The 16,062-nt window shown below is 69.8% G+C and carries 15 protein-coding genes; 5 read left to right on the plus strand and 10 right to left on the minus strand.

The genetic code is table 11. The features are described 5' to 3' along the window. From DES41_RS05120 to DES41_RS05150, 7 genes are all read right to left on the minus strand, one after another. Positions 1-873 carry a branched-chain amino acid ABC transporter permease gene (locus DES41_RS05120; RefSeq protein WP_114466493.1) on the minus strand — a complete coding sequence of 291 codons (873 nt, stop codon included), beginning with the start codon at positions 871-873 and terminating at the stop codon, positions 1-3. Positions 874-878: 5 nt separating this feature from the next. Further along, complete coding sequence (locus DES41_RS05125; RefSeq protein ID WP_114466494.1) at positions 879-1,595, minus strand: ABC transporter ATP-binding protein; 717 nt, start codon at positions 1,593-1,595, stop codon at positions 879-881. Beyond that, a complete protein-coding gene (locus DES41_RS05130; RefSeq protein WP_114466495.1) occupies positions 1,592-2,395 on the minus strand; it encodes an ABC transporter ATP-binding protein in 804 nt (267 codons plus the stop codon). Before DES41_RS05130 ends, DES41_RS05125 begins: the two co-directional genes overlap by 4 nt. Positions 2,396-2,467: 72 nt before the next feature. Next, on the minus strand, positions 2,468-3,646 hold the full coding sequence (locus tag DES41_RS05135) for an acetyl-CoA C-acetyltransferase (RefSeq protein WP_114466496.1): 1,179 nt from the start codon (positions 3,644-3,646) through the stop codon (positions 2,468-2,470). Positions 3,647-3,698: 52 nt separating this feature from the next. Further along, positions 3,699-4,925 carry a CaiB/BaiF CoA transferase family protein gene (locus DES41_RS05140; RefSeq protein ID WP_114466497.1) on the minus strand — a complete coding sequence of 409 codons (1,227 nt, stop codon included), beginning with the start codon at positions 4,923-4,925 and terminating at the stop codon, positions 3,699-3,701. A gap of 21 nt (positions 4,926-4,946) precedes the next feature. After that, positions 4,947-5,570, minus strand: coding sequence for a 2-hydroxychromene-2-carboxylate isomerase (locus DES41_RS05145; protein WP_114466498.1), 624 nt, complete (start codon positions 5,568-5,570; stop codon positions 4,947-4,949). Next, positions 5,570-6,775 (minus strand): ABC transporter substrate-binding protein, encoded by a 1,206-nt coding sequence (locus DES41_RS05150; RefSeq protein WP_114466499.1) that lies wholly within the window; start codon positions 6,773-6,775, stop codon positions 5,570-5,572. Before DES41_RS05150 ends, DES41_RS05145 begins: the two co-directional genes overlap by 1 nt. Before the next feature lie 236 nt (positions 6,776-7,011). Between DES41_RS05150 and DES41_RS05155 the strand changes: the two genes are divergently transcribed. The 5 genes from DES41_RS05155 to DES41_RS05175 all read left to right on the plus strand — a co-directional run bounded on the left by DES41_RS05155 (position 7,012) and on the right by DES41_RS05175 (position 13,078). Beyond that, positions 7,012-8,232, plus strand: coding sequence for an ABC transporter substrate-binding protein (locus DES41_RS05155; protein WP_114466500.1), 1,221 nt, complete (start codon positions 7,012-7,014; stop codon positions 8,230-8,232). A 1-nt stretch (position 8,233) separates the two neighbouring features. Then, positions 8,234-9,292, plus strand: a complete 1,059-nt coding sequence (locus DES41_RS05160; protein ID WP_114466501.1) for an alcohol dehydrogenase — start codon at positions 8,234-8,236, stop codon at positions 9,290-9,292. A 7-nt stretch (positions 9,293-9,299) separates the two neighbouring features. Then, entirely contained in the window at positions 9,300-10,442 is a 1,143-nt protein-coding gene (locus DES41_RS05165; RefSeq protein ID WP_114466843.1) for an acyl-CoA dehydrogenase family protein, read from the plus strand. A 289-nt stretch (positions 10,443-10,731) separates the two neighbouring features. Further along, positions 10,732-11,700 carry a sensor domain-containing diguanylate cyclase gene (locus DES41_RS05170; RefSeq protein ID WP_114466502.1) on the plus strand — a complete coding sequence of 323 codons (969 nt, stop codon included), beginning with the start codon at positions 10,732-10,734 and terminating at the stop codon, positions 11,698-11,700. Positions 11,701-11,854: 154 nt separating this feature from the next. After that, entirely contained in the window at positions 11,855-13,078 is a 1,224-nt protein-coding gene (locus DES41_RS05175; protein ID WP_114466503.1) for a type 2 periplasmic-binding domain-containing protein, read from the plus strand. Positions 13,079-13,091: 13 nt separating this feature from the next. On the opposite strand, the gene DES41_RS05180 is transcribed toward DES41_RS05175, so the two are convergent. From DES41_RS05180 to DES41_RS05190, 3 genes are read right to left on the minus strand one after another with little or no spacing between them, the layout of a single operon-like run. Continuing rightward, on the minus strand, positions 13,092-13,742 hold the full coding sequence (locus tag DES41_RS05180) for a hypothetical protein (RefSeq protein ID WP_114466504.1): 651 nt from the start codon (positions 13,740-13,742) through the stop codon (positions 13,092-13,094). Next, a complete protein-coding gene (locus tag DES41_RS05185) occupies positions 13,739-15,295 on the minus strand; it encodes a transporter substrate-binding domain-containing protein (protein ID WP_170168095.1) in 1,557 nt (518 codons plus the stop codon). Before DES41_RS05185 ends, DES41_RS05180 begins: the two co-directional genes overlap by 4 nt. A gap of 10 nt (positions 15,296-15,305) precedes the next feature. Next, positions 15,306-15,980 carry a HemK2/MTQ2 family protein methyltransferase gene (locus DES41_RS05190; protein WP_170168096.1) on the minus strand — a complete coding sequence of 225 codons (675 nt, stop codon included), beginning with the start codon at positions 15,978-15,980 and terminating at the stop codon, positions 15,306-15,308. Between the last annotated feature and the right edge of the window lie 82 nt (positions 15,981-16,062).

Raw genomic sequence — 16,062 nt, forward strand, 5'->3', positions numbered from 1 at the left:
TCAGACCCGCGTGACGATGGTGCGGCCCATGAGGCCAGAAGGCTTGACGATGAGCACGCCGACGATCAGCACCAGGGCCACCGACAGCTTCAGTTCGGTGCCCACCACGTAGGTGCCGATCAGGTTCTCCAGCACGCCCACGATGAAGCCGCCGAGAACCGCGCCCACCGGGTTGTCGATGCCGCCGATCAGCGCGCCCGCGAAGGCGTAGAGCAGCACGCCGCTCATCATGTGCGGATCGAGGAACACCACCGGCGCGACCATCATGCCGGCCACCGCACCGATGGCACCCGCCAGGCCCCAGCCCAGCATCAGCATGCGGCCCACGTTGATGCCCACCAGCCGCGAGGACACCGGGTTCTGCGCCGCGGCGCGCATGGCCAGGCCCAGCGGCGTGAAGCGGAAAAAGCTGAACAGCAGCGCCACCACGCACAGCGTGACGAAGATCGCGCCGACCTCGTGCGCCGACATCATGGACGTGGCGAACCAGGCGTCGGACGCGAAGGGGCTCGGGAACTGCTTGATGGTGTAGCCGAACAGCCAGCCCGCCACGCTGTGGAAGATCACCAGCAGGCCGATGAACACCACCACGACCGACAGCACGGGCTTGTCGTGCATGGGCCGGATCACGGTGAACTCGACCACCGCGGCGAGCACAAAGGAGATCATCACCGTGGCCACGAAGGCCACCCAGTACGGCAGCCCGGCCTGGATCAGGCTCCAGGCGATGAAGGTGGAGAACATCGCCATCTCGCCCTGGGCGAAATTGATGTGGTGCGTGGCCTGGTAGATCATGACCAGGGCCAGCGCCACGCTGGCGTAGATGCCGCCGGTGGCCAGGCCCGCCAGCAGCTGGTGAACAAAAGCGTCCATCTTGTCTATTCCCCCAAGTACGCGCGGCGCACGGCGTCGTTGTTGCGGATCTCGGCCGAGGGCCCGGACAGCACGATGCGCCCGGTCTCGATCAGGTAGGCGGTGCCGGCCAGCTCCAGGGCCAGCTTGGCGTTCTGCTCCACCAGCAGGATGGAGACACGCTCCTCCTGGTTGATGCGCCGCATGATGGAGAAGATGTCCTTCACGATCAGCGGCGCCAGGCCGAACGAGGGCTCGTCCATCAGCAGCAGGCGCGGCTTGCCCATCAGCGCGCGGCCGATGGCCAGCATCTGCTGCTCGCCGCCCGACAGCGTGCCGGCCTGCTGGGCGTGCCGCTCCTTCAGGCGCGGAAAGTAGCCGTAGACCTTGGCCAGGTCGTCCTCGACACCGGCCCGGCTCGCGCGGGCGTAGGCGCCCAGGCGCAGGTTCTCCTCGGTCGTCAGGCCCAGGAAGGTGCCGCGGCCGTCGGGCACATGGCCCACGCCGGACTTGGCGATCTGCTCGGTGGCGCGGCCGTCGATGCGCTGGCCCGCCAGGGTGATCGTGCCCTGCGTGCTGACCATCATCTGGCACAGCGCGCGCAAGGTGGTGGTCTTGCCGGCGCCGTTGGCACCCAGCAGCGCCACCACTTCGCCTTCGGAGACGTCGATGTCGATGCCCTGCAGCACGCGCGTGGGGCCATAGGCGGCATGCAGGCCGCGGACTTCCAGAAGCTTCGTCATGCGGTCTCCGTCTCGTCTTCACCCAGGTACGCCCGGATCACTTCGGGATGCCGGCGCACCTCGGCCGGCGTGCCTTCGGCGATCTTCTTGCCGAAGTTCAGCGCGACCACCTTGTCGGAGACGCCCATCACCAGGCTCATGTGGTGCTCCACCAGCAGCACGGTCACCTTGCGGCGGTTGCGGATGTCCAGGATCAGCGTGCCCAGGCTTTCCAGTTCCTCGTGGTTCAGGCCGCAGGCTGGCTCGTCGAGCAGCAGCAGTTGCGGCTCGGACGCCAGCGCACGCGCGAGTTCCACGCGCTTCTGCGTGCCGAACGGCAGGTCGGCCACGGTGCGGTCGGCCACCGGGCCGAGTTCGAGGAAGGCGATGAGCTCGTGCGCACGCGCCAGCGCATCGGCCTCGACACGGGCCACACCGGGCAACCGGAATGCGTTGCGCAAGAAGCCCGCGTGGTGCTTGCTGTGGCAGCCGATCAGCACGTTCTCCAGCACGGTCATGGTGCGGAACAGCGCCAGGTTCTGGAAGGTGCGGCCGATGCCGAGGCCGGCCATCTTGTGGCGCGGCAGGCTGGCCAGCGGCTGGCCTTCGAACTCGATGCGCCCGCTGCTGAAGGTGTAGAGCCGCGACAGGCAGTTGAACAGCGTGCTCTTGCCGGCGCCGTTGGGGCCGATCAGCCCGCAGATCTGGCCGCGCGCGACGTCGAACGACACGCCGTCCAGCGCCACGATGCCGCCGAAGCGCACCGTCACGCCCTCGATGTGCAGCAGGGGTTTGTCTCCGCGATCACGGTCTTGTGCCATGCGTCGGTCCTTCGTTCTTGGTTGTGGACGGCGGGACTGCTGCAGACGCCCGCCGGGAAGCGTGGGGTGGGCTCAGAGCCGTTCGATGATGGTCACGTTGGCCATGCCGCCGCCTTCGCACATGGTCTGCAGGCCGTAGCGCTTGCCGTGCGTGCCCAGTGCGTGGACCAGCGTGGTCATGAGCTTGGTGCCCGAGGCGCCGAGAGGATGGCCCAGCGCGATGGCGCCGCCGTGCACGTTCAGGCGCGCGGGGTCGGCGCCGGTGGCCTGCAGCCAGGCCAGCGGGATCGGGGCGAAGGCCTCGTTCACTTCGAACAGGTCGATGTCGCTGATCGACATGCCGGCCTTCTTCAGTGCGCGCTGGGTGGCGGGGATGGGCGCCTCCAGCATGATCACCGGGTCGTGGCCCAGCACGCTCATGTGGTGGATGCGGGCCAGGGGCTTGACGCCCAGGGCCTTCAGGCCGCGCTCGTTCACGACCATCACGCCGCTGGCACCGTCGCAGATCTGGCTGGCACTGGCGGCCGTGCAACGGCCGCCCTCGGCGATCAGCTTGACGGCGGCGATGCTCGCCAGCGTGGCCTCGTAGCGGATGCCTTCGTCGGCCAGGTGCTGCTCGCCGGGCTCGGTGCCATCGGCCATGCGCACGGCCACAGGGAGGATCTCGTCCTTGAAATGGCCGCCCTGGGTGGCCGCGATGGCGCGCTGGTGGCTCAGCAGCGCGAAGGCGTCGAGCTGCTCCTTGGAGAGGTTGTAGTTCTTCGCGATCTGCTCGGCGCCCGTGAACTGGCTGAACTGGATGCCGGGGTAGCGCTGCTGCATCGCCGGGCTCATGTAGGTGCCCAGGCCGGCCTTGGCCGCCAGGATGCCGGGCGTGCCCATGGGCACGCGCGTCATGCTTTCGACGCCCGCGGCGATCACCACGTCCATGCTGCCCGACATCACGGCCTGGGCCGCGAAGTGCAGCGCCTGCTGCGAGGAGCCGCACTGGCGGTCGATGGAGGTGCCGGGCACGGATTCGGGCAGGCGCGAGGCCAGCACGGCGTTGCGCGCGATGTTGGTGGACTGCTCGCCCGCCTGGCCCACGCAGCCCAGGATCACGTCTTCCACCAGGGCCGGGTCGGCGCCGGTGCGGGCCACCAGCGCGTCGAGCACCTGGGCGGCCAGGTCGGCTGGGTGCCAGCCGGCCAGCCGGCCGTTGCGGCGGCCGCCTGCGGTCCGGGTGGCGGCGACGATGAATGCTTCTGCCATGCGAATGTCTCCTTAGCGATCAGGGGTCTGGCGGGATGTTCGCGGCGGTGCCTCAGCGGGGCGTCGTCGGAACGGACGATTTTGGAAACACGGGTGCGGGGCCGAGAACGCCGGCCTCGCGCCAGGCATTTTGCTGCGCTGCGCCATGGCCCAATTCGCCCAGCACATCGGCCGCATGCTGGCCCAGGTGTGGCGCGGGGCCAGGGCCGCCGGCCGGCGTGCCGTTGAAGCGTGCGGGCGAGCGCGGCAGCCGCGCACGGCCGAGTGCGCCGTGGTCCACCTCGACCAGCGTGCCGTTGTGCAGCACCTGCGGATCGGCCAGCACCTCGTGGCGCTCGTTCACGCGGCCCACGGGCGCGTTGTGTGCGCGCATGCGCTGCAGCATGGTGGCGGTGTCGATGGCGGCGGCGCTGGGGTCGAGTTCTTCGCGCAGCGCGGCCGCGTTGCGAAAGCGCGCGTCCACGCTGGCGAAGCGCGGGTCATTGGCCAGTTCGGGCCGGCCGAAGCCGGCGCACACGGCGGCGAATTCCACCGGCTGCGGGCCGGAGGCCACGGCATAGCCATCGGAGGTCTTCCACGGCTTCTGGCTCACGCCGAACTCGGGCGAGGCCGGCGGCGCATCGTCGAGCCAGACGTGGTTGTACATGGCGTCGGGCCACTGGAACGACACCGCCGCGTCCAGCATGGCCAGCTCCACCCACTGCCCCACGCCCGTGCGTGCGCGCGCCAGCAGCGCGGCGCAGATGGCCTGCGCCGCCGTCAGCGCGGTGAGCTTGTCGCACAGCGCCGCAGCCAGCACCTGCGGGTCGCCGCTGACCTGGTTGCGGTGCGAGGCGCTGATGCCCGAGACGGCCTGGATCACCGCGTCGTAGGCGCGCTCGCCGGCGTTGGGGCCGGTCTGGCCGAAGCCGCTGATCGACAGGTAGACCAGCCGCGGGTTCAGCGCCAGCAGCGCGGCGTGGCCCAGGCCCAGGCGGTCCATGGCGCCGGGGCGGAAGTTCTCGATGAGCACGTCGGCCCGCTGCGCCAGCTCGCGCACGATCTGCTGCGCAGCCGCCTGCTTCAAGTCGAGGACCAGCGAGCGCTTGCCGCGGTTGGCGGCGAGGAACATCGCCGAGATGTCGGCCTTGCGCGGGCCGATGCGGCGCGAGGTGTCGCCGTCCGGCGATTCGATCTTGACCACGTCGGCGCCCTGGTCGGCCAGCATGCCGGCCGCGATGGGGCCCGACAGCACAGCCGACAGATCCAGCACGCGAATGCCCTCCAGGGGTCCTGCCATCTGTATCTCCTTGTTCGTTGTCTACCAGCCGCCGCGCCGCAGCCAGTCGTCGACCAGGTGGAGCCGGTCGGCCCCCCAGAACATTTCACCATCGACCACGAAGGTGGGCGTGCCCCAGACGCCGGCGGCGACGGCCACATCGGTCTCGCTGCGCAGCCGCTCCTTGGCCGAAGCCTGCTGCACGGCGGCGGCAATGTCCAGCCGCTCGGGGTCCAGCCCCACGTTGGCTGCGGCCTGCGCGATCTGCTCGGGCGTGTTGGGCGGCGTGGCGCGCACATGGTGCCACTCGAAGATCTCGCGCGCGAAGCGCTTGGCCAGCAGCGGGTCGAGGTCGTCGATCAGCCAGAACGCGCGGCAGGCGTTGGCGCTGATGAAGTTGGAAAGGCCGCCCGACTTGAACGGCAGGCCGAACCAGCGCGCCATGCGCGGCACATCGCGCTTGTAGTAATCGCCCTTGAGCGGCACCTCCAGGAAAGGCCGGGTCTGGCCCAGCTTGTCCTGCATGATCCCGCGCATGTAGAACGCCCGCCAGCGCACGCTGCGGCCGTGCTGGGCCGCGAGCGCGTCGATGCGCGTGGACGCGAAGTAGCCGTAGGGCGAGAGGAAGTCGAACCAGAAGTCGATCGGCGCGGGCGTGGCAGCCATCAGAAGCCGATCACGTCGCCCACGTTGACGAACTTGTCGCCGTCGAAGCGCGTGAGCTGCATGGCGCGGATCACGCGGTAGTCGTCGGCACTGGTGTTCACGCGGATGCCGGGGATCAACAGCGGCAGCTCCACGTTCTTGAGGCTGGTGGCCTGCTTCATCACGTTCTCGCGCGTGAGCTCGTCGCCGCACTGCTTGAGCACGTGCACCATGAGCTGCGAGGCGCTGTAGCCGTTGTAGCAAACCCGGTCGGTCGGGTCGCCCTCGGGGTAGTACTGCTTCATGAAGGCGTGGTAGTCCTTCACGCCCTGGTCGTCCTCCCAGCCCGGGTCGCTCGGGTCCTTCCAGTAGGTGGCCGAGAAGATGCCCGTGGAACGCTCGCGGCCGGCCGGCACCATGGTGGTGTTGACGCCCGAGGCTGAGCCGATCAGGTAGTAGGCGGGCTTCCACCCCAGCTCGGCCGACTTGCGGATCGCCTGCAGCGCCTGCTTGGGCAGGCTGATGTTCATGAACACGTCGGCGCCCGAGGCCTTGAAGCCGACGATCTGCGAATCCACCGTCGGGTCGGTCGGCTCGTAGGTGGCCTCGGCCACGATGTTGCCGACCTTGTTGCCCAGGCCGGCCTTGAAGCCGCGCACGAAGTCGCGGCCGTAGTCGTCGGCCTGCGACAGCACGGCGATCTTCGCGTTCGGGTTGGTCTTGACGATGTGGGTGGCGTAGACCGCGCCCTCGATCTCGTAGCCGGCGAGGAAAGCCATGCTCCAGGGCGCGCCCTTGGGGTCGATGAAGCGGCTGGCCCCGGTCGACAGGAACAGGTGCGGCACCTTCTTGGCGTTCATGTACTTCTGGATCGCCGCGTTCGGCGCCGTGCCGAGCTGGTTGAACATCAGCAGCACGCCTTCGGACTCCACCAGCTTGCGTGTCATCTCCACCGTCTTGGGCGGCGAGTAGGCATCGTCCAGGCTCATGAAGTTGATCTTGCGACCGCCCACGCCGCCCTGCTCCTCGTTGACCTTGCGGAAGTAGGCCGAGGCGGTCTTGCCGAACACGCCGAAGGCCGAGGCAGGGCCGCTGTAGGGCACGGTGTTGCCGATGCGGATCTCGGTGTCGCTGGCGCCGGTGTCGTACTTCTTGGCGAGGGCTGGCAGCGGCAGCCAGGGGGTGGTGGCGGCGGCCAGCAAGGCGGCGCGGCGGGTGAACGTCATGGGCTTGTCTCCAGTCTCTGCAGAAATGCCGGTCTGCGCCGGCGGTGTCGCGCACTATCGCGCTGGCGACATGCAGCGGCCATGGCCGATTCGTCCAAAGCCATTGGCCGGAACGACCAGCGCAGATCAGGGGAAACCCGGTGTCGCGCAGGCAGCCCGGCTCGTCGGATCGGACGATGGCGCTGCGGCGGCGCCGGGGCACCATGCCGGTTTTCACCACGTACGCGGAGACAAGAATGCACAACAAGGTTTCGGTCCTGGCCATGGCGCTGTGCAGCGCGCTGGCCGTGTGGACCAGCGCCGCCCAGGCCCAGCCCAAGCCGGCGCCCGTCAAGATCGGCGTGCTGACCGACCTGACCTCGCTCTACTCGGCCATCGGTGGCAAGGGCCTGGTCGACGCCACGCGCATGGCCATCGAGGACTTCGGCGGCAGCGTGCTGGGCGCGCCCATCGAGATGGTCTTCGCCGACACCCAGAACAAGGCCGACGTGGCCGCCTCCAAGGCGCGCGAATGGTTCGACACCCAGGGCGTGGACATGGTCACCGACCTGCCCTCCTCGGGCCTGGCGCTGGCCGTCAGCAAGCTGGGCGAGGAGAAGAAGAAGATCGTCATCGTGACCAGCGCCGCCACCTCCGAGCTGACCGGCAAGAGCTGCACGCCCTACACCGTGCACTGGACCTACGACACCTACGCGCTGGCGCGCAGCACCGGCGCGGCGGCGGTCAAGGCGGGCGGCGACAGCTGGTTCTTCCTGTCGGCCGACTACGCCTTCGGCCAGGCCATGGAGAAGGACACCACCGACGTGATCAAGGAGATGGGCGGCAAGGTGCTGGGCAGCGCCAAGCACCCGCTGGGCGCGTCGGATTTCGCCTCCTTCCTGCTGCAGGCGCAGAGCTCCAAGGCCAAGATCATCGGCTTGGCCAATGGTGGCGGCGACACCATCAACTCCATCAAGGCCGCGAGCCAGTTCGGCATCGTGCAGGGTGGCCAGAAGATGGCGGCGCTGCTGGCCTTCCTGACCGACGTGAAGGCCATCGGCCTGAAGCAGGCGCAGGGCCTGCTGCTGACCGAAGCCTTCTACTGGGACCAGGACGACAAGACGCGCGCCTGGTCGCAGCGCTTCTACAAGCGCAATGGCGTGATGCCCACCATGACCCAGGCCGGCACCTACGGCGCCGTGACGCACTACCTGAACGCCGTGAAGGCGGTCGGCACGCGCGATTCCGACAAGGTGATGGCGCAGATGCGCGCCACGCCGATCAACGACTTCATGACCGTGAACGGCCAGCTGCGCGTGGACGGCCGCGTGGTGCGCGACATGCACCTCTACCAGGTCAAGACACCGGCCGAATCCAAGGGCGAGTGGGACCTGTACAAGGTGGTCGGCACGACCCCGGGCGCCACTGCCTTCCGCCCTCTCTCCCAAAGCGAATGCCGCCTGGCAAAAGGAACCTGACATGATCAGCTACGACCTCACCGCGTTCGGCGCGCCGCTTGCGCGAAACGAGCAACCCACGCCGACACCCCAGGGCAGCGAGGTGCTGGTGCGCGTGCTGGCCGCCGGCGTGTGCCACAGCGACATCCACATCCGCCACGGCTACTACGACATGGGCAACGGCAAGCGCCTGAACATGGGCGACCGTGGCGCCGCGTTGCCGCTCACCATGGGCCACGAGACCGCCGGCGAGATCGTCGCCGCCGGCCCCGACGCCAAGGACGCCAAGATCGGCCAGCGCGTGGTGGTCTACCCCTGGCTGGGCTGCGGCCAGTGCAAGGTCTGCGCGCGCGGGCAAGAAAACCTGTGCCTCAAGGGCCGCTCGCTCGGCGTGTTCGCACCGGGCGGCTACGCCGACCACATGCTGGTGCCGCACGCGCGCTACCTGGTCGACATCGGCGACATGGCACCCGAACAGGCCGCGCCCTGCGCCTGCTCGGGCCTGACCATGTACAGCGCCATCGGCAAGATCGACCCCGCCGTGCTGAAGGACGAGCACGTGGTGGTGTTCGGCGCTGGCGGCCTGGGCCTCATGGCCGTCGGCCTGCTCAAGGCACTGGGCAACCCGGGCGCCATCGTGATCGAGCCCGACGCGGCCAAGCGTGCCGCTGCGCTGAAAGCCGGCGCGGCGCATGCGATCGACAGCGCCGCGCCCGACGCGGCGGAGCAGGCCAAGGCGGCTGCCGGCGGTGCCGTCTGGGCCGCGCTGGACTGCGTGGGCACCGAGCAGACCGTGGGCACCGGCATCGCCATGCTGACCAAGGGCGGCCAGTTCGTGCAGGTGGGCCTGTTCGGCGGCAAGGTGGAGATCTCCACGCCGTCGATGCCGATGCGCGCGGTGAGCTACGAGGGCTCGTACGTGGGCAACCTGGGGCAGCTGCAGGCATTGATCGCATTGGCCAAGACCGGCAAGCTCGCGCCGTTGCCCATCGATGCGCGTCCGCTGGACCAGGCCGAAGCGGCCCTGCAAGATTTGGAGGCCGGCAAGGTGGTCGGCCGCGTGATGCTCAAACCGCAGTGAGGTGACCATGGACATCCAACGCACGGTCTACCGCGAAGACCACGAACAGTTCCGCACCACCGTCCAGCGTTTCCTGGACCGCGAATGCGTGCCCCACATGGCCGCCTGGAATGCGGCAGGCGCCATCGACCGCGCGGTCTGGACCAAGGCCGGCCGCGAGGGCCTGCTGTGCCCCACGCTGCCCACCGAGTACGGCGGCGGCGGCGGCGATTTCGGCCACTCGGCCGTGCTCGCCGAGGAGATGGCCGCACGCGGCCTGAACGGCATCAACTTCGGCCTGCACTCCGACATCATCGTGCCCTACCTGCACCGCCTGGGCACCGACGCGCAGAAGGACAAATGGCTGCCGCGCTGCGCCGCTGGCGAGGTCATCACCGCCATCGCGATGACCGAGCCGGGCACCGGCAGCGACCTGAAGAACATCCGCACCACGGCGCGGCGTGAGGGCGACGAATACGTCATCAACGGCGCCAAGACCTTCATCAGCAGCGGCCTGCTGGCGGATCTGGTGGTGGTGGTGGCCAAGACCGATCCGCAGGGCTCGGGTTCCAAGGCCATGGGCCTGATCCTGGTGGAGACCGACCGCCCGGGCTTCCGCCGCGGCCGCAAGCTCGACAAGGTCGGCCAGCACGCCGCCGACACGGCCGAACTGTTCTTCGACGACGTGCGCGTGCCCGCCAGCAACCTGCTCGGCGAAGAAGGCAAGGGCATGTACGCGCTGATGCAGGAGCTGCCGCAAGAGCGCTTCCTGATCGCGCTGGCCGCCGCCACGGCGCTCGAGACCTGCCTGGCCCACACCATCGCCTACGTGAAAGACCGCCAGGCCTTCGGCCACAGCGTCTGGGATTTCCAGAACACGCGCTTCAAGCTGGCCGACATCAAGGCCCAGTCGCTGGCGGTGCGCACGCTGATCGACCACTACCTGGGCGAGCACATGCGCCGGCGCATCACGTTGGAGGAAGCGGCCGTCGCCAAGCTGTTCGCCACCGAGACGCTCGGCAGCGCGCTGGACACCATGGTGCAGCTGCACGGCGGCTACGGCTACATGCTGGAGTACCCCGTGGCACGGGCCTTCGTGGACATGCGGGTGAACCGGATCTATGGGGGGACGAGTGAGGTGCAGCGGGATCTGATCGCGCGCAAGCTCTGACGAAAAGCACTCCGCGGCCCAGTGCCGCGGGTGAGCGGGCTTGAGGCTCGCTCCAGGCCTCGCCCGGCAGGCTGCACGCGCAGCTGCGCCCACGCCTCGGCCTCATTCCCCCCTCGGCTCCGCAGGTGAGCCACCACAGCGCGGCCTGGCGGCACCGGCGCGGTCACCACTGCTGGCTATACTTTTTGTAACCAGCCGTTCGCAACGCAGGGTCAGTGGCCTTCCGGACTTCAACGGAAGCCCGACAGCCCACGCGACCGCCATCCATCCCACCGGCATTGCACCGACCGTGACCACAGAGAGCGCGAGCACCCCCGACGCCAGCGGCCTGACCAGCGACAGCGCGGTCTACCGGACCTTGCTGGAATCCACGCGGGCCATCCCCTGGAAGATCGACTGGGCGAGCAAGCGCTTCGCCTACATCGGCCCGCAGATCGAAGGGCTGCTCGGCTGGCGCGCCGACAGCTGGGTCGGCGTCGAAGACTGGGCCATGCGCATGCACCCGGATGACCGCGACCATGTCGTGAATTTCTGCGTTGCGCAGTCCCAGGCCGGCGTCGACCACGAGGCCGACTACCGGGCCCTCACCAAGGACAACGGCTATGTGTGGATCCGCGACGTCGTCCACGTGGTGCGCAACGGCCAGGGCGAGGTCGAGGCCCTGGTCGGCTTCATGTTCGACATCACCGAGCGCAAGAAGACCGAGGAGAAACTGCTTGCGCTGCAGAAGGAGCTCGAAGCACTGTCGTTCAAGGACGGGCTGACCAACATCGCCAACCGGCGCCAGTTCGATGCCAGCTTCGCGCTGGAATGGGAAAGTGCGCGCAACCATGGGCTGTCCCTGTCCGTGCTGCTGCTCGACATCGACTTCTTCAAGCAATACAACGATCTCTACGGGCATGTCCAGGGCGACCGGTGCATCGCGGACATCGCACGCACGCTGAGCCTGGCGCTGGACAGCCCGCGCGACCTCGTCGCGCGCTTCGGCGGCGAAGAATTCGTCGTCCTGTTGCCGCAGACCGATCTCTCGGTGGCGGTGAAGGTCGCCGAACGCTGCCAACGGCTCATCCGCAAGCAGGCGATCGTCCACGCGCAGTCGCCGCACGAGCAGCGCGTCACCGTCAGCATCGGCGTGGGCACCATCACGCCAAGCGGGCAGTTGAAGCCATGCGACTTCATCGAAGCCGTGGACCGGCAACTCTATGCGGCCAAGAGCAACGGCCGGAACCGGATCGAGACCCTGCAAGCGCCGGCTTGAACGCGCCGGCCGTGGCACGACGGGGGCACCCACCACCCTCGGCTTGCAGCTGATTTTGCGCATCCGCCATCCCTCGACCTCGCGCTGAGCCCTCCTGCGCGGCGCTCTCCACGCCATCATCCAGGGCGCAGAGTCGTTCTCCGGAGGGCACGAGATGTCGCGCATGAGTTTGGTGGTGCTGGCGGTGCTGGCCGCCGTGTGGTGGGTGGTGGGCAACCTGGAGCGGGCCCTGCCCCCTGAGCGCGTCGTCATCCAGGCCGGTCCGGCCGGCGGCTCCTTCGACAAGCATGCCCGCCGCTACGCCGAGTACCTGATCCGCAAGGGACTGCGCGCCGAGGTGCGCAACCAGGACGACAGCCTGAAGATCATCGACCGGCTCGACGACGCCTCCACCGGCGTGCAGATCGGCTTCACGGCACAGCGCGTGGTCCCGCGGGAGCACAGCCACGTGAATTCGGCAGGCGTGGTCGAACTGCAGCCCCTGTTCCTGTTCGTACGCAAGGCCGCCACGGGGCCCGCCACGCTCGCCGGACTGGCCGGCCGCAAGCTCGTGATGCCACCGCAGAACAGCATCACGGCCAAGGTCGCGCAGGAGGTGCTCGGGCTGTACGGCGTCACGCCCGGCAACGCCGCCTTCGCGTTCGTGCCGCTGGAAGCGGGCGTGCGTGCATTGCAACGCGGCGAGCACGATGCCGGCTTCTTCGTGCTGGCCCCCGACAACGCCTTCGTGCAGGAACTCGTCAGCGATCCCCAGATCGAGACCTACCCGGTCGACGACAGCACCGGCATCGCGCGCCACCTCGACTACCTCAAGCCCTCGGTGCTGGTGCGCGGTGCGTTCGACCTCAAGGCGCCGCTGCCGCCGCGCGACGTGGCCCTGGTGAGTGCCACCGTGAACGTGGTGGTGCGCGAGGACATCCACCCCGCCGTGCTCTACGCGCTGCTCCAGGCCATGGCCGATGTGCACAAGGGCCAGACGCTGGTGTCCGACGCTGGTGAATTCCCGCGCCAGGCCGGTGCCGCACTGCCCGTGCATCCGCATGCGCTGGAGTGGGCCAAGACCGGCACGCCCTGGCTGTTCGCCAAGCTGCCGCCCGCCGTCGCCGGGGTGATCGACGCCTACTGGGCCCCGCTGCTCGCGCTGGCCGCGCTGGTGTCCGCGTTCGGCAGCTTCCAGTCGCTGAACGGCGCCATCGACAACGCCGTGCTCGCCGCCGCGGTGGGCTGGCTGGGCTGGGTCTACCGGCGCATCGCGCGCGGCGGCCAGCCGGGCTGGGCCACCCGCACGCTGTTCCGGTTGGTGGAGCCGCTGATCGTGCAGCAGCCGCCGGGCGAAAGCGCGCGCGACCGGCTGGAGCGGCTGCGCCCGCACATGTAGCGGTGGCAGCGGCTCAGGGATTCGCTAGCCAGCCGGCGCGCCGTTCCACGAGCCAGCGCACCGCGTGGATGGCCGCCTGCACCGCCTGGCGCAGTGCGATGAAGACCAGCACCACGCCGGCCAGCAGCCACAGCCGGTCGCCGAACGTGGGCAGGCGCTCCAGCGCGCGCAGCGTGACGGCCGTGGCCTCGGTCACGCCAATGGCGGCGCCGAAGCCGCTGGAGAGCACCATCACGAAGTAGACCCGCACCACGCCCAGGGCGAACAGGAGCACCCCGCCGCGCGCGCCTGCACGGTGGTCCACCAGCGTCGCCAGCAGGTGGTCGGCCAGAAAGGCCGCGCAATAGGCCGCCAGCGCCAGCGCCACCGCGGCCTGCGCCGAGACCGCCCAGCGCGCGGACAGCGCATGCAGCAGCACATACATCACGACGAAGGCCGGCGCCGCGCGCAGCAGCGCCACCACGCCAGCGGCCACGCGTCCGTTCAGCCGGCGCCATCCTGGCCACGCAGCTGGCGCCGCCGGTGGGCAGCACAGCCAGCCCAGCGCAAGCCCGGCCGGCAGGCCGATGGCCAGCGCATGGGCGGCGATCTCGAGGTTGACGAGCAGCGCGCGGCCGAACGTCGGCACGAACACCGGCAACGCCTGCAGCAGCGCCTGTGTCATCGGCCCGTCTCCACCACTTGCAACCGCTGCTGCAGCCGCTGCAGCAGCGCCACCACCAGCGAGACCAGCGCCATGTAGAACACCAGCAGCAGCCCGAAGGTGGTGGCCGATTCGCTGGAGAACGAGGTGATGTCGGTCAGCGCGGCCAGCAGCTCGGGCACGCCGATCAGCGCGGCCACCGGGCTGCCGCGCGTGGCGTTGGCCGCGAAGGCCGCAATCTGCGCCCGCGCGCGCAAGGCCGCCGCGCGCAGGCCGGCCGGCCGGCCCTCGGCCAGCAGCGCGGCACGGGCCTCGGCCACGGCCTGGCCCGCGTTGCTGCCGTTGAACAGGCCCAGCACCAGCACCGCCACGCACCAGGCCATGGCCGGCGTGCCCAGCCCGGCGCTAGCGAGCAGCATGCCCGCCGCCGCCATGAACAGCACCATCGGGGTGGACTGCATCGCCAGCAGCAGGCAGCCCAACGGCCAGCGCAGCCAGCGGCTGCGTGCTGCCAGGCCCGCACCGAAGCCCAGCGCCAGCAGCACGGTGGCCAGCACGGCGCCGGCCACCAGCGCGACCGAGTACGCCATGCCGTCCAGGAACAGCTGCAGCGCCACCTGCGTCTTGAGCATGGCCAGCGTCACCTGCAGGCCCCAGCGCTCCTGCAGCCAGCGCTCCAGCCGCTCGACCGCATCGGCCATGGCCGTGGGCGCGAGCCGGTTGTCGCGCGGCGGGTCCACGCAGCGCGGATCGTCCAGCGCCGCCGCAGCGCACGGCGGCGACGACCAGCGCGCGTGCCGCGCCTGCAGCCAGGGCGTGGCCACGCCGTATTCCTGCGCCAGCGCCAGCAGCTGGCCGTCGGCATGCAGGCGGCGCAATTCCTCGCCGAGGCGCTGCGCCAGCGTGGCGCCGCCCCGGCCCACCACGATGCCCCAGGGCAGCGGCGCGAACGACAGCTTGGCCTCGTAGGCCGGCGGCAGCACCGGCAGCAGCAGGCTGTCGTCGTGCGCGGCCAGCGCGCAGGTGCCGTTCTGCACCTGCTCCACCAGCCGCCGCGCGCTGTTGAAGAGCATCAGCCGGGCGCCGGCCACGGCCAGGTCGGCATTGGTCGAGTTGCCCACCGTCACGCAGACCGTACGGCCGTACAGATCGGCCAGGCTGTCCACGCCCTGCAGCGCCGCGCTGCGCTGGCCGACCACCAGCGTGTGCGATTGGTAGTAGTGCGGCCGCACGAACAGCGCCTGCCCGTCGCGCTGCACGGTGTGGCCGGTGGTGGCGACCAGCACATCGACCCGGCCTTCGCCCAGCGCCACCATGCGGTCGGCCGCGCTGACCTCGACGAAGCGCAGGCCCACGCCCAGCTGCGCCGCCAGCAGCCGCGCCAGCGCCGGCTCGAAGCCACGCGGGCCGTCCGGCGTGGCCTGGCCGAACGGCGGGTAGTCGGCGCGCGCGCCCACGCGCAGCTCGCCCGTGCAGCGCACGCGGGTCAGCAGATCGGGCATGGCGGCGCAGTCGGCCGGCGCCACGGCCAGGGCGGGCCAGGCTGCGGCGGCCAGCGTTAGGGCAGCCGCCACGCGCCATAGGTCAGCCCAGCGCCGCCGCATCCCCATGCCGGATCTCCACCACATGGAAGTCGCTGAACACGAAGGGACCGATGCGGTGCAGGCCCTCGTCGTGGCGCTCGAGCCAGCCCGGCGGCAGCACGTCCAGCTTGGCCTGCGGCAGCAGCGTGGCGCAGGTCTGCAGCACCTCGGCGTGCAGGCCCCAGCCGGCCAGCAGGCGGACGGTCTGCGCGAGCCCGACGAAGCCGCTATGCGTGATCAGCGTGCGGCCGCCGGGCGCGAGGTGTCGGGGCAGACCGGCCAGGAAGCGGTCGAGCACAGCGCGGCCGTCTTCGCCGCCGTCGCTCCAACTGAGCAGGCGGTGGCCGTCGCCGGCCTGCTGCACCGGCAGCTGCGGCGGGTTGAACAGCACGAGGTCGAACCGGTCGCTGGCCAGCGGCTCCCAAAGGTCGCCGCAGTGCACGATGCCGTGCTGGACATCCTGCGCCTGCAGCAGCGCGCGCGTGCAACGCACTGCGGCGGGTTCGATGTCTACGCCGACCAGTGCGTCCGCCCCGGCTGTTGCCAGGGCCGCCAGCAGCACGCCGCTGCCAGTGCCCATGTCGAGCACGCGGCCGGTGCAGGGGCCGTCCAGACGCAGCTGGCGCAGCAGTGCGGCGGTGTATTCGGAGGGGCGGAAGGGGTCGTCGTCGGGCATGGGAGGCAGTGGCTGAACTCTGGCCATGGTGCGGCGACGAGGCGCAGTGCGCCATCGGTGCAATGCTGAGATTGCGGCTCGC

The organism is Pseudorhodoferax soli, assembly GCF_003337555.1.
GTDB classification, from domain to species: Bacteria; Pseudomonadota; Gammaproteobacteria; order Burkholderiales; family Burkholderiaceae_C; genus Pseudorhodoferax; species Pseudorhodoferax soli.

Excerpts from the sequence above, each read along its gene's own strand:
- DES41_RS05120 (WP_114466493.1), bottom strand. The coding sequence starts at position 873 with ATGGACGCTTTTGTTCACCAGCTGCTGGCGGGCCTGGCCACCGGCGGC.
- DES41_RS05125 (WP_114466494.1), bottom strand. The coding sequence starts at position 1,595 with ATGACGAAGCTTCTGGAAGTCCGCGGCCTGCATGCCGCCTATGGCCCC.
- DES41_RS05130 (WP_114466495.1), bottom strand. The coding sequence starts at position 2,395 with ATGGCACAAGACCGTGATCGCGGAGACAAACCCCTGCTGCACATCGAG.
- DES41_RS05135 (WP_114466496.1), bottom strand. The coding sequence starts at position 3,646 with ATGGCAGAAGCATTCATCGTCGCCGCCACCCGGACCGCAGGCGGCCGC.
- DES41_RS05140 (WP_114466497.1), bottom strand. The coding sequence starts at position 4,925 with ATGGCAGGACCCCTGGAGGGCATTCGCGTGCTGGATCTGTCGGCTGTG.
- DES41_RS05145 (WP_114466498.1), bottom strand. The coding sequence starts at position 5,570 with ATGGCTGCCACGCCCGCGCCGATCGACTTCTGGTTCGACTTCCTCTCG.
- DES41_RS05150 (WP_114466499.1), bottom strand. The coding sequence starts at position 6,775 with ATGACGTTCACCCGCCGCGCCGCCTTGCTGGCCGCCGCCACCACCCCC.
- DES41_RS05155 (WP_114466500.1), top strand. The coding sequence starts at position 7,012 with ATGCACAACAAGGTTTCGGTCCTGGCCATGGCGCTGTGCAGCGCGCTG.
- DES41_RS05160 (WP_114466501.1), top strand. The coding sequence starts at position 8,234 with ATGATCAGCTACGACCTCACCGCGTTCGGCGCGCCGCTTGCGCGAAAC.
- DES41_RS05165 (WP_114466843.1), top strand. The coding sequence starts at position 9,300 with ATGGACATCCAACGCACGGTCTACCGCGAAGACCACGAACAGTTCCGC.
- DES41_RS05175 (WP_114466503.1), top strand. The coding sequence starts at position 11,855 with ATGTCGCGCATGAGTTTGGTGGTGCTGGCGGTGCTGGCCGCCGTGTGG.
- DES41_RS05180 (WP_114466504.1), bottom strand. The coding sequence starts at position 13,742 with ATGACACAGGCGCTGCTGCAGGCGTTGCCGGTGTTCGTGCCGACGTTC.
- DES41_RS05190 (WP_170168096.1), bottom strand. The coding sequence starts at position 15,980 with ATGCCCGACGACGACCCCTTCCGCCCCTCCGAATACACCGCCGCACTG.